Consider the following 24,473-nt stretch of genomic DNA (forward strand, 5'->3'; position numbering starts at 1 on the left):
TATCCCCTTACTGTGTTTGATTCTGTTCTTTATTACTGGAAAGTAGCTGGGTCATGGAATCCATAAAATCACTTACAAAGTCCTCCCGTAGCGCGTAATAGTGCCATTGACTTCGTTTTGTTACCGAAACTATTTCCGCTTTCTCCAATGCCTTCATATGATGCGAAAGAGTTGGTTGTGTGAAATCGAAGTGCTTCAACACATCGCACGCGCACAAACTACCAGACGAAAGAAGATCAATGATTTTCATTCTTTTAGGGTCAGCCATAGCCTTAAGCACCAATGAGGTTCTTTCATAGTCCATTTTCATTCCTCCTCTTACATCAATGGCTACCTATGTTTAATATAGATTATCATAAATGTAACAACAAGTCGAACAATAAAAAAGAAGCCCTAATTCAGAGCTTCTTCGCCTGCTTATTTCTCATCTTCGTCCTTATCTTTTTTCGATCGTTTTCCTAACCAGAATGCTAAGAAAATAAGTAAAATTACTGCTAATGCCCCACCGGCAACGTACCACCAAGTGTAGTCCTTTTCAAGGTCTACTGCGGTTTCATTGTATTTCTTAGCGTCATCGCCTTTAATGGTGAATTCTTCGTCCCATTTCCACGTTTTATCGCCGGATGTTGCGACCATTTTCAGACGATATTTCCCGGCTTTTAGTGGCTGGTTTTCCCAATCAATCGCATAATTGAAATTGGAATTTGGCGCCATTCGCAAACCATCACGTTTCGCTTGGTGCAACACTTGGTCGTCGCCTGATTTGTAAACTTTCGCGTCAATCGCAAGCGGTTTTATGAGTGTCGCTTCTGGATTTTGCAGGTTCGCTGTCACTGCGTTGCGGTAATTAATTTGTTGCGCTTTGATTTCGTGCAATTTCATGTCCGGTTCAACGACGGTATCATTTTCCGATAGTTGCACACCAACTACGTATGCGTAACGGTTCTTGATTTGCACGCCTTCCCCGCTATCATTTTTCGCATCATCGCCTTCTTTTTCAATGAATTGCAAGCCGCCTAAAATGATGCCATCAAAAGATTCTGCAGGCATCGTTAAGATGACTTTTACTATTTTGCTACTGTTTTTTGGAAGCACAATTTCATCATCCGTTTTTGCAATCGATGAAAATGGTATTTTTAAAGATTTGTCTAGTTTCGGGTCAGTCTGGCTGTAATCGACAATCCCATTATCGTTCGTAACTGCTGTATTTGCATTTGTTTCAACAGTGATTTCTTTATCTGTATCATTTTTGAGTACAACTGCTAAATTTTGCTTTTGGCCTGGCTTCATACGCAAATCGAAATAGGTTTTCGTTTTATCTATTTGGTTATTCGGAATAACCGCCGTTACGGAAAAATTCGCGGCCGCTTCTGGGCTCAATGGGTGAAATAACACCCCTATTAAAACGATTGGCAATACTAAAAGTAACATAATTTTCTTCACAAAAAACCCAACTCCTCTCCATTCTCTCTTTTAAAAAGTTTATATACCTCATTTACAAGTACCCGAAGATCCGATTTTAAAAACAAAGATGAGCTTGTTTTTTGTAATTAATGCGTAAGGCTCCTAAATCAAAATAACAACAATAAAAGCAGTATCTGGGTTTAAATCACGCCCAAATACTGCTTTTTCTTTACGCCTGTTCTTGCAATACAGCTAAGAATTCCGCGCCGTACTTCTCTAATTTATTCATGCCGACGCCTTTAATTTCAAGCAATGCGTCTTCGTCTTGCGGTAAATACTCGCACATTTGACGCAATGTTTCATCGGAGAAGATGATATATGGCGGTACTTTGTGTCTGGACGCCAATTCACGGCGCACCTCACGCAATTCGCCGAACAAGCCTTCATCAACATTAATCGCCACTTTCGTAACTTTACGAGCGGTTTTCCGCGTCACTTTCTCTTCCCCTCGCAAAACTGCAACCGCCTCATTTGTCAGTTTCAACGACGGGAATTGGCTGTCCGTGTAGCTCAAATACTTCTCAGCCGCCAAATAATCAATCAGTTGCAAAACATCTTTTTGCGAGCGGTCCTTCATCAAGCCGTGCGTCGAAAGCTCCTCGAAATGCCACTGCTGCACCTTCTGGTCTTTAGAGCCTGTCAAAACTTTGGCCACCATCACTTTGCCGAACCGTTCTTGCATTCGTTTAACACATGAAAAAACTTGTTGGGCTTCGACTGTAATATCTTGCGCTTCCCGCGTGTCCAAGCAGTTCCCGCAACGTCCACAGTTCTCGCCTTCCTCGCCGAAATATTGCACAATGTATTTCTGCAAACAAATTTCCGTGTAGCCGTAGCCCGCCATTTGACGTAGTTTGGCATATTCATGTTGTTTGCGTTCCTCATCCATTTCCGACTGATCAATCAAGAAATGCTGAATATGCGTGTCTTGCGGGCCGAAAAGCAAAATACAATCACTTGCGACACCGTCACGCCCAGCACGTCCCGCTTCCTGATAGTACGCCTCAATATTTCGCGGTAAATTATAATGAATCACGTAGCGCACATTGGACTTATTAATCCCCATACCAAACGCATTCGTTGCAACCATCACACGCACATCATCATATAGAAACTTCTCCTGCCAATCATTCCGCTGATTATCAGACATCCCACCATGATATTTCCCCGTCGGAATCCCTTGCTTCGTCAGCATCTCATATAGCCGCTCGACCTCTTTACGCGTCGCCGCATACACGATTCCCGACTGTTCACCGTTTGTTTTCACATAATCGAGCAAATAACGATCGCGATCTTGCCCTTTCACAACCTGAAATGCTAAATTCTCTCGCGCAAAACCAGTCTGCACAATGTTGTCCGAATGAATATCGAGCAATTTCATAATATCTTCCGAGACCGTTGGCGTCGCCGTTGCCGTTAACGCAATAATCAACGGACGCGGATGAATCCGATCCAGCGTATCGCACAGCGTCAAATAACTCGGACGGAAATCATGCCCCCAATGTGAAATACAATGCGCCTCATCAATGGCAAACAACGCAATATCCGTCGTATCTACCAATCGTTGAAAACTTGCCGTATCCAAACGTTCCGGAGCCACATAAAGCAATTTTACCGCCCCATTTTCCGCATCCCAGAGCCGATTATCAATCTCATTTCCCGTCAACGTACTATTAATATAAGTCGCCGCAATCCCCTGCTCATTTAGCGCATCGACCTGATCTTTCATCAATGAAATGAGCGGCGAAACCACAATCGTCAACCCATCAAAAACAAGTGCAGGAATCTGATAACAAAGCGACTTCCCGCCTCCCGTTGGCATAATCGCTAACGTATCCTTACGCGCAAATAAGTTCCGCAACACGTCCTCTTGTCCATCCCGAAACGTCGAGTACCCGAAACTCTCCTGTAAAACTTGCTGTGACCTGCTCCAATATTGCTCAATCACTTACCAACACCTACCTTTATGTCCCGTACAAACATTTTCTATCTCTTCAGTATACCGTTTTTCGCAAAACAAAAGAAGTCTTTTCGCCAAATACGTTTTTTTAAGACCTTCCCACCTAGCAAAAAATCATTTTCAAGCACTATTTCGCAACAAAAAAGAGTACCAGCAAAAATTCATTCACTGATACCCTCGTGTTTTATCTTGTTTTCTTCGTTCTATATAGGAATAAGGAGCCCATCGCGATAAGCAATAAACCAAGACCTACAAAGTCGAGTGGAAGTTCGTCACCAGTAACCGGTAAATTGCTATCTGATACTGGTGTTACATCCGCAGGAACCACTGGAGCTGGCGGCGTAACTGGCTTCACTGGACTGTTCGGGTCATTCGGTTTAATCGGCGTTACCGGGGCAATTGGAACAACAGGCGTAACTGGATTAACCGGATCTAGCGGTGGCACTGGCTGAGGAGTCATTGTATTTTCCTTCTCCACACGAACCGGCTCGCTATTCTCACCCTTCAAAATTTCAAAAGTAACTGGCGAACTATCTAAGTCATAACCGGCTGGTGCCGCTGTTTCGACCAAACTATACGTTCCTGGTTTCAAGTCCGAAACAGCCAACTTACCATCCGCATCCGTTGTCAAACCGTTTTGCAGCACAGCTCCTGTATCATCTAGCAGGCTGAAAACTGCTCCTTCTAAAACAATATTATGATTTGCACTGTCCACTTTCGTCAATTCCACCGAACCTGTTTTCAGTGTATTCTCTTTTTCTAAACGAACTGCCTCTGTATTCGCACCTTTTACGATTTCAAAAGTAACTGGCGTCTCATCTAGCACATAGCCCTCTGGCGCTGTCGTCTCAACCAGACTATACTTCCCTGGTTTCAAGTCCGAAACAATCAACTTACCATCCGCATCCGTCGTCAAACCACTCTGCAAAACAGCTCCCGTATTATCTAGCAGACTGAAAACTGCTCCTTCTAAAACCGTATCATGGTTCATACTGTCCACTTTCGTAAGCTCAACCGCACCCGTTTTCAACGTATTAGCTTTCTCCACACGAACTGGCGTCGTATTCGCACCCTTCACAATCTCAAAAGCAACCGGCGTCTCATCCAACATATAGCCTTCTGGCGCTGCCGTCTCAACTAAGCTATACTTCCCTGGTTTCAAGTCCGAAACAATTAATTTACCATCCTTGTCTGTCGTCAAACCGGTCTGTAAAACAGCTCCCGTATTGTCTAAAAGGCTAAACGTAGCACCTTCTAATAAAATATCATGATTCGCGCTATCCACTTTCGTTAACTCGACCGAACCCGTTTGCAGTTTATTCACCGTCTGCGTCACAATCGGCGTCGTATCACTGTCCGTTACCGCCACAGTAATCGGTGTGCTATCCAAAACATACCCTTCCGGTGCCACAACTTCCGTCACCGTGTACGTTCCTAAATTCATCGCACTCGTCACTAGTTTACCGTCCGCATCCGTCGTACCTTGGAAAACAACAGCACCCGTACTATCTTTCACTTGATATTGCGCACCCGCAACAGGTTTCCCGAAATTATCCGTCTTCACAATCTCCACACGGCCGTCATATTTCTTAGTCGTCACCGAGTTAGACTGAATCGTATTGTTATACACTTCCATGTATGCCGAGTTCGGCAAGCTTTCGCCAACTTTCAATTGCTCTACATTGGCTTGGAAGCTCCACTGCACCGAATCGTCTTTAACAATATCAACCAGCGTCGTAATCGTCACTTTGCTATCTTCGACTTTAATATCGAAACGCGTTTTGTCATAATCAAGAATCGATGTCACATGAATTTTCGAATCAAGCGGGTCTGTAATCACCGTGCCTGCAGGAATATCCGCGCCATCAAGCAACGTCAATTTTAGCGTGTATGTCAATGTATTTTCATCATAGTTAATTACTTGCTTATCCACGCTCTTGCTTAGAACATAGCTAGTTCCGTAGTAATCGCTCACTTTCACTGGGAAAACCTTCGTAATCGTAGCCATATTTGAAGACGTGAAAGTCGCCGTATTAGCTTGGTCGCCCATATTCACATCATCTACATCCAAAGCATACTCAATAAAATAAGTATCCGTAGGTGCCATATCTCCTAAAGCTACTTCAAAATGTCGCGTACTAGCATCATAACTAATTTTATCTGCAAACTTATCCGTCACATATTCAAAGCTAGTAGCAGTGCCGTCCGCGTCAAATGTCTTCGCCTTCAAGATACGAATATTGTCTACCGTCATTCGATCTCCAGTAATGGCCGAGTTCGGGTTAGAGGCAATTAATGATGTACCTTCTGGCAACGTGTCCGACACAACAACATTATTTAGTTGCGATTGTCTATAATTCACAACTAACTGAAATCTATTATTCGTAGGCGTTTTCGTATTTAAAATCGCTACATTGTTCTCATCTAAGTCACCTTTATACCATTTATCAAAAACGGATTTAACGATTGGTGTCTTCTTCACAACATCGACAGTCACTGCATCACTTTTCCCTGCATAAGCTACTGTAAAAGTTTGCGTGTCATGATGCGCATCACCAATGGTCAAAATCGGTGCACCAAATTTCACTTGGAAAACACCGTTAAAAGCATCATTCGAATCAATCATTGAAGTGTCTATAGAAAAAGTTAGTACATAGTTATCTGAATCTGTCGTCACATTTTCCAGTTTAAAAGGTAACGGAACGACCAATTTCGTCGTGAAATCAGAAGCATCATACACAATATCTTTAGGAACAGTCACTTTCACGTCCCCGTTAGACGCTGTAAAAGCACCCGCACTTCCTGAAATATTGATTTGCAACGTCACGCTCTCACGATTTGTAATTTCACCTGTCGGCACTGAAATCGATGTTTTAATACTATCTGTAGAATTAGCTGCAGCAGCAACTTTTGGCGAAATAATCGCCGAACTAACCAACTGTAAAATCATTACTAAAGTCATCAACACGATTAAGTATTTTTGTTTATTTTTCATTACTTGTCTCCCCGTCTTTTATATTATTGATAGAATCGTTTTATACGCGTTAAATATAAATCATTACTTATATTTATACACAGAAGAAATTATGGCGCCTCCTTAATGATTTTCTTATTTTTGGTATTTTTCTTTTACGATTTCAAATTCTATCACACCCGAATTAATGTTGCAAAGAAGGTATTTACTAGGTATCTCAGACTCTGTATTTTATTCCAAAAACAGTTAAATTCTATAGTTATCCAGCCGAAAAAAGTGATTTTTTATACATCGATATTGTTTTTGCGAGTGAATAATCTGTTAACTATATAAAAAAATCCCTTTTACATAATGTATTAGGATAAAATATGCTAAAATTTCTTACATTTCGTATACTTTTATATGCTATTGTTTGTCGAAATTATGAATTTTATGATTGGACAAAAAAAACTGCCTACACCGTAGTGTAAACAGTCTCACTTTATTTTAGGAAATACTATAGTTTGGCGCTTCTTTTGTAATTTGTACATCATGTGGATGTGACTCACGTAAACCTGCACCAGTCATACGAATGAACTGTGCTTCTTCGCGTAAATGGCGTAAATCAGGTGAACCGCAGTAACCCATACCAGAACGAATTCCACCGATTAGTTGGAAAAGCACGTCAGCAACGGAACCTTTGTAAGGAACACGACCCTCGATACCTTCTGGAACTAGCTTCTTCGCGTCTGCTTGGAAATAACGATCTTTAGAGCCTTTCTCCATTGCAGCCAAGCTTCCCATACCACGATACGTTTTGAAACGGCGGCCTTGGAAAATCTCTGTTTCGCCAGGACTTTCGTCTGTTCCAGCAAACATACTACCGAGCATAACCGCGTGACCGCCAGAAGCAATTGCCTTCACAATATCTCCAGAATACTTGATTCCACCATCTGCAATAATCGTCTTGCCATATTCGCGAGCCACTGTCGCGCAATCATAAATCGCTGTAATTTGAGGAACACCAACACCAGCAACAACACGTGTTGTACAAATCGAACCAGGCCCAATACCAACTTTTACAATATCTACTCCAACATCAAAGAGTTCACGCGTAGCTGCTGCCGTCGCCACATTTCCGGCCACGATATTGACCTCTGGGAATGCCGCACGAATTTCGGCAATTTTATTTAAAACACCTTGAGAATGCCCGTGTGCCGTATCAATTACGATAGCATCCGTACCAGCTTTAATCAGTTTCTCCGCACGATATAGCGTATCATGTGTCACGCCAACCGCCGCTGCAACAAGCAGACGACCGTGAGAATCTTTCGCTGAATTCGGGAATTCTATCACTTTTTCAATATCTTTAATTGTAATGAGACCTTTTAAAACACCGTTATCGTCCACAATTGGAAGCTTTTCAATACGGTGCTTTTGTAGGATGTTCTCAGCTTGCTTTAAGGTCGTACCAACTGGCGCAGTGACAAGATTATCTTTCGTCATCACATCCGAAATCACAATCGAATAGTCTGTAATAAAACGCAAATCACGATTGGTCAAAATCCCAACGAGAATTCGATCTTCTTCATTATTGACAATCGGCACACCTGAAATACGGTACTTCGCCATCAAATGCTCCGCGTCTAATACTTTATGATCTGGCGTTAAATAGAAGGGATCGATGATAACACCACTTTCCGAACGTTTCACCTTCTCAATCTCTTCTGCTTGTTGATCTGCTGTCATGTTCTTATGGATAACCCCGATACCGCCTTGGCGCGCAATCGCAATCGCCATTTTCGCCTCCGTAATTGTATCCATACCTGCACTGAAAATCGGCACATTCAACTTAAGTGTTGGCGTCATTTCCACTTTCAAACTTACTTCATTTGGCAGTACATCCGATTTAGCCGGTACCAACAATACATCATCAAAAGTAAGACCTTCTTTTGCAAACTTAGTCTCCCACATGGGTCGCAACACTCCTTAAATTTAATTTGGCATCACATTCGAAACTCCGGAACTCTTTTATCATAGAAAAAACTACTCCGAAATCATCGCCTGATTCGCCGATAGATTTTGCTAATTGTATAAATGCTACAAGAAATATCAGCTTATGTCAAGAGTTCGATAATTATCAGTTTTTTCTGAACGAATTTGACTTTTACACTATCATGCATAAATACATAGTTATATTTTGATATGAAAGGAGTTTGCCTCCCTTTTTATATTGTTTCACTAATAGGTATATAGACCTTATGTTTCACGTGAAACAATTGCTTTTCGTTTTTTCGATGCGTAGGAATAATTCCCGCCATACGACACTATTTCTCCATTTTCCAGCCAGAGTGTGCGATTACAAATCTGATTCATGAAAAAACGGTCATGCGAAATTGTAATAATCGTTCCCTCAAAATTACGTAACGCTTCTTCTAACACTTCTCGTGACGCAATATCCAAATGGTTTGTCGGTTCATCCAGTAGCAACGTATTTACTGGCTGATTCATAAACTGCGCCAAACTAAGCCGCATACGCTCTCCACCACTCAAGTTAGCCACTTTTCGGAACACCATCTCACCATAGAATAAGAACGTTGCTAGCATATTCCTCGCGTCGCCTTCAACAACAGCAACCTTATCGCGAAATGCCTCCAACACTGTCTGATTCTCATCACCCACATCCATATGTTGCGACAAGTAAGCAATGTCCACACTCGGCCCAACATGCACCGTTCCAACATCTGGGGTCACCTCACCTAGTATCATCTTGAGAAACGTCGATTTTCCCGCGCCATTATTGCCGACAATCGCAACCCGCTCTTTCTGCCTTATATGACAATCAACCCCATCAAACAAAACACGATCCCCGAACTTCTTCCAGACCGCATCAAAAATCACGACATCTTCCCCACTACGCTTCGATTCTTCAAACTCTAAACGCATATTTTTCTGTTCCAATGCTGGTTTTTTCAGTACATCAATGCGGGCTAGCGCCTTCTCCATATTTTTTGCACGTCGAAACAATGCATCATTCGGTGGATTTGCCTCCATCGCCCATTGACGCAGCCTTTTTATCGCTTGCTGCATCTTCTTAATTTTCTTTTGTTGGTCCTTGTAATCGTGGAACTCCTTCAGCAGCCGTTCTTCTCGCTCTACTAAATAACCTGAGAAATTTGTATGGTACGTAATCAATTCCTTGTTTTCTAGCTCCACAATTTTTTGCACGACCTCATCTAAAAAGTAGCGATCATGCGATACCACAAGAACCGTCCCTTTATACGCTCGCAAAAACTGTGTCAACCAATCCACGGCTTGTAAATCCAAATGATTCGTTGGCTCATCCAGTAACAACAAATCAGGCTCTTCTAACAACATTTTGGCAAGCGATACCTTCGTTCGCTCCCCACCACTAAGCTGTTCCCAAGACTTCTTAGCTAAATGCGAAATTCCTAGCCCATGCAAAATTTTATCCATATTTGTATCTAAATTATAACCACCTAAATCAATGAACCGCGCCTGTTTCTCGCCATATTGTGTCAACAGTCGCTCGCTCATATCCGTCGTCATTCGCTGCTCAAGCTCAGTTAATTCCACCTGTAAAGCCAGCACATTGGCAAATGCGGTCCGTAAATAATCGCGAACAACAGCATTTCCCAACATGTTGGGCATTTGATTTAATAAGCCTACTGTCGCGCTTCTTTTCACAGAAACAATCCCATCATCCACTGTCTCAAGCCGTGCGATAATCTTCAAAATCGTACTTTTACCTTCGCCATTGCGCCCAATTAAACCAATCCGCTCGCCCTCTTCCACTTGCAAATTAATTTTTTCTAAAATCAAATCACCTGTAAACCGTTTCGTTACATTATTTAAAGCTACAATCGTCATCATTTCTACTCCTCTTCATTATCCGAGAAGCATTTCAGCCGCAATACATTGCCACGCAAGCTTTTAACTCACTAATGTTTCACGTGAAACAATGTTTTTTTGTATAGCAAAAAAGCTTGAGCAACTTCTCGGTATCCTGGCAAATAAAACGTTACAAAACGCCTTACTCAGAATTCGAGACAAATGCCCAAGCTTCTTATCTTCTTTATTTCAACGTGGGAATCCATGCTTCTCTTATTTTCCGATATTCAGTTACTGAAATTGGGCAGACTTGTACCCTGTAACTGACATAATGGAAAAAACGGCACGGATGATACTGCATAAATTGCTTACTAACTTCAAACGCGCTATCGAGAATTTCATGGATTACTCACCTCTTTTCGTTTCTAATATGATTTCATGATACTAGGTTTATAACTATTTGTCCACCGCTTACTTCTTCTTTTCAAAAATATTCAAAATCAAATCAATTACAATTAATAGCGGGGCATGGTGATGTTTGAATACATCTCCATCAAATTCCTCGCTCGAAGCGTATATCACTGTTTCTACATATTGAGAAATAAGTGCGTTCGGATTGTTCACTATTGCCACCACATTCGACAGGTTATACTTCAAATGTTCCGCCAGCGACAGCGTATTTGCTGTATTGCCACTCTCTGAAATGATAATAATTAAATCATCTCTCTCCACAATTTGAGGAAGAATATCAATAATAAAAGAATCGTACGTAAATACCACATTCTTCTTAGATGTCACAAGGCTTTTGGAAAAATATTCACCGAGGGTTTTTGTCATACCAAGACAAGCAATATAAATCTTAGACGCATAGACGATTCGTGTAGCCAACTGCTCAATTTCTTTCCTCGGAAGCTGGCCTACACCCGAACGAATCGTTTCTAAAAAAGTCATCGCGTAGTCTTCTGAATGACTTTCTGGTCCCGTTTTCGAAGGTTGCAGTAAAAATTTAAGTTCGGAAAAACCTGATAGCTTGAGTTTGTGGCACATTCGAATCACGGTGGTAGTACTAACATTCGTTGTTTCAGCAAGTGAGACGAGTGTCATCTTCTCAACATCTGAAATATGATTATCAATATAGAAAAAAACTTGTTTTTCTGCTGGGCTTAAAAGCTCTATTTTCTTTGCAAATAAACGATAAAGCGAGATGGACGACATGATTTCCCCTCCATATATTCAATTCCCTACAACTTAGTATACATGAATTGAAAGAAAACGGATACATCTGCCGTACAATTATACGTTTTTCGTACTTTTATAAAAAATAAAATATGCTATAGTAAAAGCAACCTAGGTAAACGATTACAAATAAAGGAGCGGATAGCGTTGAAATTAAGCCAAATAACATCGGAACAACTCGTCTTTTTAAATCAAGACTGGCGTATGAAAGAAGAAGTTTTCGATGCTTTAATTGATGCTTTGTATAAGCAAGGAGCTGTAAATGATAAAGTAGAATTCAAAAAAGCGGTTTTAGAACGTGAAAATATCTCTGAAACAGGCTTAGAAAAAGGTTTTGCAATTCCACATGGTAAATCGAAAGCCGTCCAAAAAGCCACGTTTGCTTTTGCACGGTTAAACCAGCCTATCGAAAACTGGAAAAGTATTGATCCCACAAACAAAGTGAAATACATCTTCTTGCTTGCCATCCCGGAAGCGGAGGCTGGATCTACACACTTAGAACTTTTAGCAGAATTAAGTAAGCGGTTACTTGACGAATCATTTATAACAAGCATCCAACAAGCCACGAGTGTCACTGAATTTATGAACGTCCTAGATAGTGCACAAAAAGAAAGTACAGAACAACAATATTCCAGAAAAATCGTTGCGATTACAGCCTGCGCGGCGGGTATTGCTCACACATATATGGCCGCAGAAGCCCTCGAACAAGCAGGAAAAGAACTCGGCATCCAAGTCATTGTCGAAAAACAAGGCGCGAACGGCATTGAAAATCGCATTACGCCCGAAGTTTTGCAAGGTGCGGAGGCTGTTATTTTTGCGACAGATATTGCGGCAAAAGACAAGCATCGCTTTAACGGCATGCCTTTTATTCAACGGCGTGTTGCCGATCCACTTCGAAATGGGAAGGAAATGATTGAAACCGTATTAAGCAAACCTGATGGTCGTGTTAGCGCTGATGACAATGGCGGAACCTCTTCTGACAGTGGCAAAAGCAGCTTCTTCTCGCAAATTTATCGTGGGGTTCTCACGGGGATTTCGTACATGCTTCCCGTTATCGTTGCTGGAGGTTTGATGATTGGAATCGCCCAACTTGGCGCAGCAGCGTTTGGTCTGCAAAAAGTCATTGCGAATCCAGAATTTGCAACTAACTCTAACCATCTCGTTGTTATTTTCCATTATCTCGGTCTATACGGAAATATGATTATGAAATTCATGTATCCTGTTTTTGCGGCCTTCCTAGCTTATTCTATTGCGGATCGTCCTGGCCTTGCCCCTGGTTTTATCGGCGGAGCTTTTGCCGCTGGGTTGCACTACACCTTTTGGAGCGTTGATGGCGGAATTCCGTCTGGTTTTTTTGGAGCTTTGATTCTCGGTATTGTTGCTGGATTCGTTGCCAAATTCCTAAACGAAAAAATCCACCTGCACAAAAATTTGCAAGCCATGAAACCGATGTTTCTCATTCCAGGAATAACCGTTCTTGTCATTTTCTTCGCTAATTATTACGTAGTTGATCCTGTGTTTGGTGGCTTAAATGCTTGGCTACAAGATCTTATTATTCAAAACAAGAACGCTAGTGATGTTGTACTTTCCACTATCATTGCCTGTCTCACAGCGTTTGATTTAGGCGGACCAGTCAACAAGGCTGCTGGGGCTATTGCGATTGGCCTTGCAGCAGACGGTATTTTCCCGCTAACAGCTCGTGTTTTAGCCATTGTTATCCCACCAATCGGTATTGGCTTGGCTACTGTTTTAGACAAATATATAGTGAAACGCCGTGTGTTCGATGCTAATTTACGTGTAGCAGGTACAACTTCTATTTTCCTTGGTTTTATCGCTATTGGAGAAGGTGCGATTCCATTTATGCTACAAAATCCGCTTATCACGATTCCGATTAATATGATCGGGGCATCTCTCGGGGCGGTAACAGCTGTATCTCTCGGCGCCGTTCAATGGCTTCCACTTCCAGCCATCTGGGGTTGGCCACTTGTTGAGAACTTCTGGGCGTATGCGATTGGTCTCATCGTCGGTATTGCCTTTATAACTTTTGCCAACATTTTCGTTCGTTACGCTTTAATACGCAGAAAAGAAAAGAAAAACAAGTAAATCGAAAAAAAAAGCAAGCAGACGCTAGGTCTACATCCGCGGCGTCTGCAACTTGAAAGAGGTTAGGTATGATGAATAAAAACAAAATAGTTCACGTTGTGGCACACTCTCATTGGGATCACGAATGGTATTTTACGATTGAAGATTCCAATATTTTATTAATTCGAAATCTGGATTATCTACTCGACGTTTTAGAAACAAAAGAATCGTTCACGAGTTACTCCTTCGACGGTCAAATGTCTGTGATAGAGAGATATTTAGACATCCGTCCGCAAAATAAAGCACGCGTGGAAAAGCTCATCCAAGACCGCAAACTATTTGTTGGTCCTTGGTACACTCAAACCGATTCTCTCCTAGTAAAAACAGAAGCAGTTATTCGCAACTTGCTTTATGGCTACAAAATGGGTGAGGCGTTTGGACATAGTATGAGCATCGGTTACTCACCTGATATTTTTGGCCAGCATGCTTATCTTCCTGCTATTTATAAGTCTTTCAACATGGCCCACAGCATTTTCCAACGTGGCGTTTACAATGACCAAGTGAAAACGGACCTCCACTTCAACTGGACTTCACCGGATAATCAGTCGATTCCAACGAATAATATTTTCTTCGGGTATGGTCCTGGGAAATTTTTAAGTAGTGAGAAAAATTATGTCGAGACGCGACTTTTGCCTATTTTAGATAAGCTTGCTGCGATGAATACACATACGGATGTCTTACTTCTGCCGGCTGGCGGCGATCAAGTGCTTGTCCGCAAAGACTTTCCTGAAATTATTGAAGAACTGAACGCGATGAATTTAGGCTACACATTTGTGCTTTCTGACTATGAAACGTTTATGAAGGACGCATGGGCGAACAATCCCTTCCCGAATGAAATTAGCGGCGAACTGCTTGCTTGTCAAAAATCGCGGATTCACAATACGTGCCGTTCCGAGCGTTACGATATAAAACGACTGAATTACATCGTCGAAAACAAAATCGTGAATATCTTAGAACCGCTTGCAATTATCGCAAAAGACGCTGGGCTTGAATACCCGCAACCTTGGCTGGACATCATTTGGAAGAAACTCTTTGATAGCCACGCGCATAACGGTATCGGTGCCTCCAATTCTGATGATGCGAACCATGACATTGTGGTCAGACTTACGAGCGCTCTGCGGATGACAGACGATCTCATTAACCTTTTGAAAAAGCAAATCGCCAAAGCAATCAGCAATGACTCGGAAAATGAAAACATCGCAGTATTATTTCATACGAACCCTATCGTCGCGCAAAACGTCGCAAAACTTGTCGTGTTTACCGCAGAAAAAACCTTCAAAATGACTGCAAACGGTGAGGAAGTTCCATTTAGCGTCGTTCACCAAGAAGAACTTGATGGCGGTCGCAAAATTATTGTCACTGCAAACGGTGAAAAAGAAGTTGCCGTCCCATCCTATTATCGCACAGAAGTTTTTTTACAAAACAAGGAGATCCCTGCACTAGGATATACAACCGTACAAATTAAGCCAACCGATGCAGCCATGAATTACCTAGCTACAACTGCTACATCTCAAATCGAAAACGACAATATTAGCGTCCAATTTGATGATGGAAAAATCAATCTTTTGAATAAGAAAACACAGAATCACATTAAAAACCTTATTCAATTCGAAAATGTGGCAGACGCTGGTGATTCCTTTGACTTCTCACCACTCGCCGATGACGAAACGATTTATATCACATCAACCAATCTGCAAACCGTTGAAAAAAGCGATCTATACAGCAAAATGACCCTAAAACACACTGCAACGATTCCAAAAGATTTAGATGCTAGAATCGCGAAAAACCGCACAGAAGCCTTTGAAATTTTAACAGAGATTGAGTTAATTGATGGGGAGGAATTTGCTCGTATTCGCCATAAAATTGATAATCATATCAAAGATCACCGCGTAAGAGCATTGATTAAAACAAATGTCGAAAAACCTCAGTTTTCTTATGCCGATCAAGGCTATAGCTTGATGAAACGCAGCGTGACCAATCCTTATTTAAACAACTGGCGCGAAGACGGATTTGTTGAAGCACCCGTCCCGATTTATCCGCTAGAAAACATTGTCGCCGTGTCCGAATCCCAGAAAACGGTTGCGCTACTCGTTGGTGGTATGAAAGAATATGAAGTTTTACCAGCATCAGCGGAAATCGCTCTGACCCTTTTCCGAAGTAACGGTTTGTTAGGAAAAGACGATTTAATGTGGCGTCCTGGCCGAGCTTCAGGTATCAATAACAAAGCCGTGCCAACACCGGACGGGCAAATGCTTGAAGAAATGGTTTTCGAATACGCTGTTTACATGCAAGATAAGGCACTGAACGCACGCGATCTTTTCGCACAGTCCAACGCTTTTGAAGGCCATATCGCGACATATCAGTTGCAGTCACTAAATACATTTGAAGAACGGTTAGAGCGTTTCGAGATTGATTATCCCGTACAACAACTGCCAGCACACACATCCCTTTTCGAAATCGACAACCCAAACATCTTCATGAGCACCTGCAAACAAGCATGGGACGGCGAAGGCACTATCATCCGCCTATTTAACCCAACCGAAAACGATGAAAAAGTTCGCCTAACCACTTCACTGAGCGACTCCAGCTGGCTCGTTTCACTAGCCGAAAGAAAAAATCGCCAAAATCGAAGACGAATCCATTCACATTCCGCCAAAAGGCTTCGTTACAATTTTACTAGGAGGAAAATAAATTGCGTACAGAACTAGAAGCAAAACTAAAAAAGATTTATCAAGACGCCTATCAACCATCCTATCTAAAAAAAATAGACCTGTGCATTCAGCCATACATCGGTGCTTCCAGAAAATCAATCGCGCCCATATCTGAAAAAAATATTTACCTTATTGCTTACGGCGACAGCATTTTTGAAGAAGGCAAGGCACCATTACAAACACTACACGCATTTCTAAACCAACACGCATCTGACACCATTACCGATGTCCATCTCTTGCCTATTTTCCCGTACACATCCGATGACGGCTTTTCGGTAACTGATTATAAAACCATCGATGAAAAACTTGGCGACTGGAGTGATGTCCAAGCAATGTCTACAGACTTTCGCGTCATGCTGGATTTTGTCGCTAATCACATTTCAAAATCAAGCGACTGGTTCAAACACTACGACCATTTTTTCATTAAAAAAGAGGAGACATTCGACTACCGTAACGTTATCCGTCCAAGAACCTCCCCGCTATTCCACACCTACGAAAATGGCAGAGAACTTTGGACAACATTTAGCGAAGACCAAGTAGATTTGAACGTTCAAAACATTGATTGCCTTGCCGCCTTGACTGACGTGCTTCTATTTTATGCATCCCAAGGTGCCACGAGTATTCGGCTAGACGCCATCGGATTTTTGTGGAAAACTTCTGGCACAACTTGCATGCACTTAGAACAAACCCATGAAATCATCTCACTTTGGCGTTTGTTAATTGACGAGCTCTATCCGAATTTGCAGATTATCACCGAAACAAATGTGCCACACGAAGAGAATATTAGCTACTTCGGAAACGGCGAAAACGAAGCCAACATGGTCTACCAGTTCCCGTTACCACCCCTTGTTTTGCACACAATGACCTGCCACAATTCCGAGCAGCTTTCCAAATGGGCAAAAAGCATCGCACCGATTTCAGAAACAGCGACATATTTCAACTTCCTAGCAAGCCACGACGGCATCGGCATGCGCCCAGCAACTGGCCTGCTATCCGAGCAAGAAATCGACAATCTGGTTCAAAAAACAGTACAAAACGGTGGTCAAAATTTCCTATAAAGACAATCCCGACGGCACACAATCCGTTTACGAACTCAACATCAACTACGGCGAGGCCTTAAAGAACCCTGAAGAAGACACAACAGACCAACTCGTCATCCAGAAAATCATCGCCGCACATAGCATTTTACTTATGTTCCAAGGCGTCCCAGCGATTTACTACCATTCCCTGCTAGGCTCCAAAAACGACATCGCTGGCTACGAAAAATCAGGCATTAACCGCCGTATCAACCGTGAAAAACTAGAAATTAACCAGCTCACGTCCCAACTTGAATCAGACCCATACCGCAACAAAATCTTTACATCATTAACAAATTTGATTCAAATCAGGCGCGCACATCCAGCATTTTCGCCATTTTCTAAGCAGGAAATCTTAAATCTAGGTTCCGAAGTTTTTGCTTTGCGAAGAAAATCAGCAGACGAATGCATTTACGGAATTATTAATGTTACCTGCGATGAAATCACGAAAGAAATTCCGTTAAACGGTGTGAACCTGCTCAATGAACAGCGGGTTTCTGGCAAAGTAATGCTTTCACCTTACGAAGTTTTATGGATATTACAGGACTGAAAAAGACTCAAATCACATCTTGTTGCGAACTAGAGATGCTAAAATTCACAAATTGGCATTAAAATAGGTTCTACAGTAACAGCCAAGCTTACTACTGTAGAACCTATTTGCTTTACATACCTTTTCTACGCAACACAACAAGCGATGTCAAAATCGCCAATGCTCCAACAACTACAGGCCATTCACTCGAAGCTTTATCCCCTGTTTGTGGAAGTTTTGAAGTCTCTTCTGTATTTTTCACTACTGGTGCTGGCTTTGCTTTTACTTCTTCAACGGCGGGCTGATCATTGTCAACGGCCGGCGCTGGTTTCGGTACGGGTTTCGCATAAATATACGTAACGCTTTGTCCTGTTTCCGTAAACGTGCCACGCTCTAGCCCCTTCACTTCTTGCAATGTATAATTCGGAATATCTTTTTGCGGTGCTTTATAGCTACCTCCAAATTTGCCCGTAAGTTGCACATCCTCCGTTAGTTTTTGTCCATCAGCGTCTTGATAGCTCACTGTCACTGGTTTTGGAACAGCCGCGATGCTGTTTAAAAGTTCCTCCACGGCTTGATTCACTTCAGATTCCGAATACTTCTTCCCGCCAATAAGGTTTTCTAAAGCTTCCTTGGTGTTTTTCAATGCCTCGATGTCCGCAGGGCTCGTTTTGACTTTAGATAGAATCGCGTTAGCTTCGTCGAGCGCGCTGAATGCTGATGTGAGGTAAATCGATGTTAGTTTTTGCTCTAAAATTGGGTCGTAGCTTGGGTTTAGCGCTGTTTCGAAATTCGCACCTAGAATCGCAACATTCACCTCATACAAGTTCGTCGCCTTATCGATAGCACTTTCCACTTCCACTACTTGTTCACTCGTCAGATTTCTGCTGTACTTGATCCGCTGTAAATGGTGTTTTGCCAACGCTTTTGCAGTATCAACAAAATAACCGTTCACTTCTAAAATCGCCGTTTTTGTCCACAGAAGGTTCGAAGGTGAAACACTGTTTATGTCAGGCTCATTGTAGGTTTTTCCATCACGATCGAAGGCGTACAAGAACATTCCCGCCAAGTCATTCTCCCGAACATGCTTTGCGACTTGATAAATGTTCGAATCCTCATACGGAAGCCGCGTATCATACCACCGATTCCGATCCTGCTCCTCTGGAAAAGTAAGCCCCGGCAAAAATTGCGACTTCGGCAAGTACGGCGCATAAGCATTCGCCGCCATTTCCGTCCTGCTCGGCCCACTGCCATACTGCTGATACGCAAGCAAATCAAAACTATCACTCACATTTTTGAACGGATTCATATTTTGCGCATTCGTGTCATACAAAAAGAGCGTGCCATTGTTGGCTTTTGGACCAATATATTTCGACAACGCCTTCACGACACCGTCAGAAATCTTCACCTCGTCTGCAGTTGGATACGTTTCCATATCGATATCCAAGCCATCCAAACCCCACGGTATCATTAGCTCATCCAGCAAAGCCTTCGCATAACTATCAAATTCCTGCTCCGTCGGGAAATCCCCCGCATAAGGAATAGCCAGCAATTTCGAATAATCAAAACCACGAATCAACTTCACGCCCCGCGCATGCAATTCCGGCTCATATTCCGCTTTTAACTTATCAAAAAACGGTTTTGCCAACTCCTCCTGACCAGGTGGCACATAACTAAACACGTTCACAATGTTTATCCCATACGGAATATCACTCATACTAATCCAATTCTCGTCCGGCAGACTCGTGTTAACCCCTTTCATCTCCACATCCCGCCAAGCCCGATAATAAATCATGAAATTCTTATTCGTGCTTTCCTCCGCCTGAACAGCCCGCGACGGCAAAGCAAACATCGGTACCAAACTGATACACAAAGCAACAACAATCGCGGCAATAAAGCTTTTTTTACGCATGCAAAAACCCCTTTTCCTCATTTTCTAAAACTTCCTTCACCAAATTCTCTGTTTATTCGAGTTAACTCACTAAAAAAGCGCTTTCAAAATTATTCTAACATAGATAGATTTGGATTATATAGACAAATTAAAGGTAAAACTATACAAACCATTGTTTCATAAAAAAATAGGCTCCCGAGTAAACAACCAATATTGGCGCTTACCATAGAACCTATTTGACTATTATTTTTCACTCACCGCAATGAAAAGTGATGCATCTTGCTTCATGAAAACCTGCTTGCCATGGTGGAAAACTTGAATGTCCGTCGACTCAAAACCTGTATCCGTAAGCAAGGCCGTTAATGCTTCAAAATCGAAGCCATTGTGTACTTTTGGATGACTAACATTGGGATTTTTTTCGAAATCGATAATGATTAGCCGACCGCCTTTGTTCAGCGTTTCGTAGAGGCTTTTGAGAATCGTTTTTGTATCGGGAATATGGAGCAGAACGAGCGAAACGACGATGATATCAGCTTTTAGATTTAGCGTATCTGTCGTGAAATCAGCAACCAATGTTTCAACATTCGTGATAGGATGATTAGCGATTTTTTCACGGATAATCTTGACCATGTTTTCAGAAGAATCTATGAGCGTAGCAGATTTCACAAGTTCCGCAAGCTGCAAACCAACCAAACCAGTGCCGCTACCGTAGTCAATCAGCGTTTTGTCTTCCGCATCAAGCAATTCCTCTTTCACCCTGTTCGCCACAATATTCGCAAGCGCAATCCGATCCGGCGAATCATACTTCTCTGCCATCCGTTCGAAAACATTTTCTTCCATATTTAGTTCCCATCCTTTATTGTTTAGTAGGTTAACATTATAGGTGAAACGGCGGGGATTGGCAAGCTATGCGAGTTGCCGGTAAACATCGCAGAAATCACGCTTCATAAAAACCATCTCATGATACACCGCGCTAACTCCAGTATAGCCTTCCGTGTCGATGAGCGAATAGTCCAGCCTTTCCAACTGTTCATTAAACTCGGCGATCCCTTTGCCATCCCACGCGAATAAGTGATTATTTTGGTAGAACGAAGCACCATAATACTCAGAAACCGGATAAAATTCGCCTCGCTTCGTTTGCATCTGATATTTCAAGCAAAATTTTCCGCACTCCTCTTCAAAATCCCCATAATAAAAGATATACAAGTTCCCTTTTTCATCCGCACAAAACGAGTTCGCATCTACGATTAGTTCGAGAAATATGTCCGGCAGCACTTGCTCCATCTTGTTCTCCGCAGGATTCCATTTCAGTAATACATGCCTGCTGTAGCCATTCAAAGCGTTGTCACCGTTCTCGTGAAACAAGCCTTCCTCATGATAAAGCAGGTATGCTTGCCCATCAATGACTTTAAAATCAGTAAATCCATGCCCTACTATATCGCGCGCACAAGCCGTTTCGCTCAAAAAAAGAATTGCCAGCGTTTCCGTTTCTGAAAACCCATCAATAATTAGATACACCTCGTTATTCTCAGTCAGAATAGCATTGTATATTTTGAGTTGAGGATAGTCAAATATATATGCCAAAGAGAGATTCTGATTTCCAAATGATATGTTAATTTTCTCATTTTGGATAGTATAAGTAGCTACAAAACCGCCATTTGGGCTATGTATGTAGAATTGCGATTGCGTTAGTTGAATTTGATTCATGTTCAATTGTACTCACTCCTTATGGTAAAATCGTTGTATCACTGAAAGGATGTTGAAAATGAAAAAATATGCTGATTTAAGTGTTACTTGTAAAACTGGTGTTTTGCCTCAAGATTTGGTGGACGCCGAGCAGCTTCTGGGTGTTCAGCTTGATTCACAATATAAAGAGCTTTTTCAGCTGGTGAATGCACCTGAATTTGGCGAGTGGCTGTTTTATCCTGTGAAAGATAAGCGGAATTTGCGAAAAACATTTGATGATATTGTGAGAAATACGAAAATCGCGCGGGAATCTGGGTTACCTGAAGCTTTTGTTGTGATTGCGGAAGATGGAACTGGTGATTTTTTGTGTATGAGGAGTGGCCAGCCTCAAGTTTACTATCAAAACCATGAACAGGATTCTGCCGAGGTGATTGCGAACGACTTGAAGGCATTTATTGAACGCGTAGCTTAGTCTAGATATTCATTCAAAACCTCTTTTATCGAGACTGGAAGTTCCCGGTTTTTCAAGTTGTGAAGTGCTGATAAAATGGCATCTTTGTTAGCCGCGTTCATGATGTCCATCAGATGGTGAATGGTTCGTATAACCACGACGTGTGATTCGCTGTCTAGGAGCTCCAAAAGTGCCGTTAAGTATTCAGTCGCGCCTAGCGAATAAAGCGCGTAATAAAGCCCCGTGCGCGCTACCTCGTCTTGTTCAGCTTTTGCTTGCATGACGAGCTGGTCTTTCAAGCCAGCCCCGAGCAAAACGATTGTTTCTGCGGCATAGCATCGAACAAGTTCGTCTGAATCAGTGAGACTGTTAATAAGAGCTGGCAACTGTTCAAAAACTTGTTGCTTGCCGATGATTTCGATTGCACTAATTCTGACGATTTCATCTTCGTTTTGCAAGCCTTTGACAGCCGCTTGGATGACATCATTTCCATCATGATCGTACAGTTTTGAATATACGAAAGATTGGACGTCTCTGTCGGTGGAGTCTACGAACTCTAGCAGTATTTGTTTTTCTTTCTCTGAATTGTTTAGCTCGATTAGTAGAGCATCGATGGTTTCTAAATCCGCGTTTTGGAAGGCTATTAACAGATTTTGATGGATGTTATTTGGCATTTTGTCCTCCTTTATCACACAAGAGAGTGTTCTCAATAATTTGATATGCTTTTGTCACACTTATTTATTCCACCTAATATAAAAATTTTTAGCTAATGGAAAGCGTTATCTTTATGTTATTTAATAACATAAATTTCTTTTTTTAGTCACAGCTATTTCGCCTGAAAATTGCTATCATTAAAATTGTTAGGACTAGCTTCTCAGTTTTTCTAACACTAATTTATAAAAGGAGGCTATTTTATGGAGAACACAGTAAATATAACACTATCCCAAAAAGTACTAGACTTTTTGGACGCACCTCAAAAACTTTTTATCGATGGTAAATGGGTGCCCTCTGTTTCAGGCAAAACATTTGAAACGCTAAATCCCGCAACAGGGGAAATGATTACTCAGATTGAAGAAGGCGGAAAAACTGATATTGATAACGCAGTAAAAGCTGCTCGTCGCGCTTTTGAAGTTGGTGACTGGTCAAAAATAAGCGGCGCTGAACGCGGGAAGATAATTAATAAACTAGTAGAACTAATGGAAGAGAATGCAGAAGAATTGGCCCAACTTGAGGCTTTGGATAATGGAAAACCTATTTTAGAAACACGAAATGCCGATGTTCCTTTGGCGATTGAACATTTTCGTTACTATGCAGGTTGGGCAGGTAAAATTTCAGGCCAAAATATTCCTGTAACAGGTGAATTTCTAAATTATACACGGCATGAGCCTATTGGCGTCATCGGACAAATTATTCCGTGGAATTTCCCTCTACTCATGGCCGCTTGGAAACTTGGAGCAGCCTTGGCAACTGGGTGTACGGTTGTACTTAAACCAGCGGAGCAAACGCCACTGTCGGCACTTTATTTAGCCAAATTAGCTCAAGAAGCAGGATTTCCAGATGGTGTTTTAAATATTGTCACAGGCGCCGCTGCAACTGGCGAAGAACTTGTCGCACATCCAGATATCGATAAAATAGCCTTCACAGGTTCTACTAAAGTCGGAAAACACATTATGAGCCAAGCTTCCGATGCACTCAAGCGCGTGACACTTGAACTAGGTGGGAAATCACCGAATATTATTTTCCCTGATGCTGACCTATCTCGCGCTATTCCTGGTGCACTAAGCGGAATTATGTTTAATCAAGGTCAAGTTTGTTGTGCAGGCTCACGTCTTTTTGTGCATAGAAGTATTTTTGATAAAGTCGTTTCTGAACTCGTAACACAAGCAAAACAGATAAAACAAGGCCCTGGTTTAGATCCTGAAACTACTATGGGACCTTTAGTATCTAAGAAACAACAAGAACGCGTATTAAATTATATCGCATTAGGTCAAAGTGAAGGGGCAACTGTCCTAACTGGGGGATCTGCTCCTTTTGAAAAAGGCTATTTTGTAGAACCAACTATTTTAACTGATGTAACCGACGATATGACCATTGCCAAAGAAGAAATTTTCGGCCCAGTCGTGGCAGTATTACCCTTCGATACAGTAGACGAAGTTATCACGCGCTCTAATGCAACAGATTACGGACTAGCAGCTGGAATTTGGACAGAGAATGTACGGACTGCTCATAGCGTTGCCGAGAAATTGAAAGCCGGAACTGTTTGGATAAATTGCTATAATGCTTTCGATGCTGCTTCACCATTTGGCGGATACAAAGAATCTGGAATTGGCCGTGAAATGGGATCTTACGCATTGAATAATTACACGGAAGTAAAAAGTATTTGGGTGAATTTAGACTAATATAGCGCCACCAGAGAAATCTTGTTACTTAGAGCAGTTGAAGAAAAAACTATGCAATAAAAAGCAGGTATCTTGTATTTGATGTGCACCTCAAAAGTTAGACCAAAAATCTGACGGTTGGGG

General features: G+C 41.9%; 14 protein-coding genes and 2 pseudogenes. 5 read left to right on the forward strand and 11 right to left on the reverse strand.

Annotated elements, in window-relative coordinates:
- Nucleotides 1-7 precede the first annotated feature (7 nt).
- From PRIP_RS06605 to PRIP_RS06635, 7 genes are all read right to left on the reverse strand, one after another.
- The gene (locus PRIP_RS06605) at nt 8-304 is read right to left on the reverse strand and encodes an ArsR/SmtB family transcription factor (protein ID WP_036100262.1); all 297 of its coding nucleotides are present in this window, start codon (nt 302-304) and stop codon (nt 8-10) included.
- A gap of 113 nt (nt 305-417) precedes the next feature.
- The gene (locus PRIP_RS06610; protein ID WP_036100560.1) at nt 418-1,431 is read right to left on the reverse strand and encodes a WxLIP family cell surface protein; all 1,014 of its coding nucleotides are present in this window, start codon (nt 1,429-1,431) and stop codon (nt 418-420) included.
- A 202-nt stretch (nt 1,432-1,633) separates the two neighbouring features.
- Complete coding sequence (gene recQ / locus PRIP_RS06615; RefSeq protein WP_036100264.1) at nt 1,634-3,412, reverse strand: DNA helicase RecQ; 1,779 nt, start codon at nt 3,410-3,412, stop codon at nt 1,634-1,636.
- A gap of 196 nt (nt 3,413-3,608) precedes the next feature.
- Nucleotides 3,609-6,419, reverse strand: a complete 2,811-nt coding sequence (locus PRIP_RS17940) for a SpaA isopeptide-forming pilin-related protein (RefSeq protein ID WP_052008773.1) — start codon at nt 6,417-6,419, stop codon at nt 3,609-3,611.
- 465 nt (nt 6,420-6,884) lie between these two features.
- The gene (guaB, locus tag PRIP_RS06625; RefSeq protein ID WP_036100265.1) at nt 6,885-8,351 is read right to left on the reverse strand and encodes an IMP dehydrogenase; all 1,467 of its coding nucleotides are present in this window, start codon (nt 8,349-8,351) and stop codon (nt 6,885-6,887) included.
- A 285-nt stretch (nt 8,352-8,636) separates the two neighbouring features.
- Nucleotides 8,637-10,268, reverse strand: coding sequence for a ribosomal protection-like ABC-F family protein (gene abc-f, locus PRIP_RS06630; protein ID WP_036100564.1), 1,632 nt, complete (start codon nt 10,266-10,268; stop codon nt 8,637-8,639).
- Between the two features lie 432 nt (nt 10,269-10,700).
- Nucleotides 10,701-11,444: a MurR/RpiR family transcriptional regulator gene (locus PRIP_RS06635; protein ID WP_036100267.1), complete on the reverse strand. Its 744-nt coding sequence runs from the start codon at nt 11,442-11,444 to the stop codon at nt 10,701-10,703.
- Between the two features lie 168 nt (nt 11,445-11,612).
- On the opposite strand from PRIP_RS06635, the gene PRIP_RS06640 reads away from it, so the two are divergent.
- From PRIP_RS06640 to PRIP_RS06650, 3 genes and pseudogenes are all read left to right on the forward strand, one after another.
- Nucleotides 11,613-13,568, forward strand: a complete 1,956-nt coding sequence (locus PRIP_RS06640) for a fructose-specific PTS transporter subunit EIIC (protein WP_036100269.1) — start codon at nt 11,613-11,615, stop codon at nt 13,566-13,568.
- Between the two features lie 71 nt (nt 13,569-13,639).
- Nucleotides 13,640-16,298: pseudogene (locus PRIP_RS06645) on the forward strand (glycoside hydrolase family 38 N-terminal domain-containing protein).
- Nucleotide 16,299: 1 nt separating this feature from the next.
- A pseudogene (locus tag PRIP_RS06650) lies at nt 16,300-17,944 on the forward strand (sugar phosphorylase).
- Between the two features lie 112 nt (nt 17,945-18,056).
- On the opposite strand, the gene PRIP_RS06655 reads toward PRIP_RS06650, so the two are convergent.
- From PRIP_RS06655 to PRIP_RS06665, 3 genes are all read right to left on the reverse strand, one after another.
- On the reverse strand, nt 18,057-19,835 hold the full coding sequence (locus PRIP_RS06655; RefSeq protein ID WP_077912931.1) for an EndoS/ChiA family endoglycosidase: 1,779 nt from the start codon (nt 19,833-19,835) through the stop codon (nt 18,057-18,059).
- A gap of 222 nt (nt 19,836-20,057) precedes the next feature.
- The gene (locus tag PRIP_RS06660) at nt 20,058-20,654 is read right to left on the reverse strand and encodes a class I SAM-dependent methyltransferase (protein ID WP_036100271.1); all 597 of its coding nucleotides are present in this window, start codon (nt 20,652-20,654) and stop codon (nt 20,058-20,060) included.
- Nucleotides 20,655-20,720: 66 nt separating this feature from the next.
- The gene (locus PRIP_RS06665) at nt 20,721-21,527 is read right to left on the reverse strand and encodes a hypothetical protein (protein ID WP_036100273.1); all 807 of its coding nucleotides are present in this window, start codon (nt 21,525-21,527) and stop codon (nt 20,721-20,723) included.
- A 52-nt stretch (nt 21,528-21,579) separates the two neighbouring features.
- On the opposite strand from PRIP_RS06665, the gene PRIP_RS06670 reads away from it, so the two are divergent.
- Nucleotides 21,580-21,972 carry an SMI1/KNR4 family protein gene (locus PRIP_RS06670; protein ID WP_036100274.1) on the forward strand — a complete coding sequence of 131 codons (393 nt, stop codon included), beginning with the start codon at nt 21,580-21,582 and terminating at the stop codon, nt 21,970-21,972.
- Here the strand turns inward: PRIP_RS06670 and PRIP_RS06675 are convergent.
- Nucleotides 21,969-22,625, reverse strand: coding sequence for a HEAT repeat domain-containing protein (locus PRIP_RS06675; RefSeq protein WP_052008774.1), 657 nt, complete (start codon nt 22,623-22,625; stop codon nt 21,969-21,971). The genes PRIP_RS06670 and PRIP_RS06675 overlap by 4 nt on opposite strands.
- 240 nt (nt 22,626-22,865) lie before the next feature.
- Between PRIP_RS06675 and PRIP_RS06680 the strand changes: the two genes are divergently transcribed.
- A complete protein-coding gene (locus tag PRIP_RS06680; RefSeq protein ID WP_036100276.1) occupies nt 22,866-24,350 on the forward strand; it encodes an aldehyde dehydrogenase family protein in 1,485 nt (494 codons plus the stop codon).
- Nucleotides 24,351-24,473 lie beyond the last annotated feature (123 nt).

The organism is Paenilisteria riparia FSL S10-1204 (assembly GCF_000525995.1).
Classification (GTDB): Bacteria; Bacillota; Bacilli; order Lactobacillales; family Listeriaceae; genus Listeria_A; species Listeria_A riparia.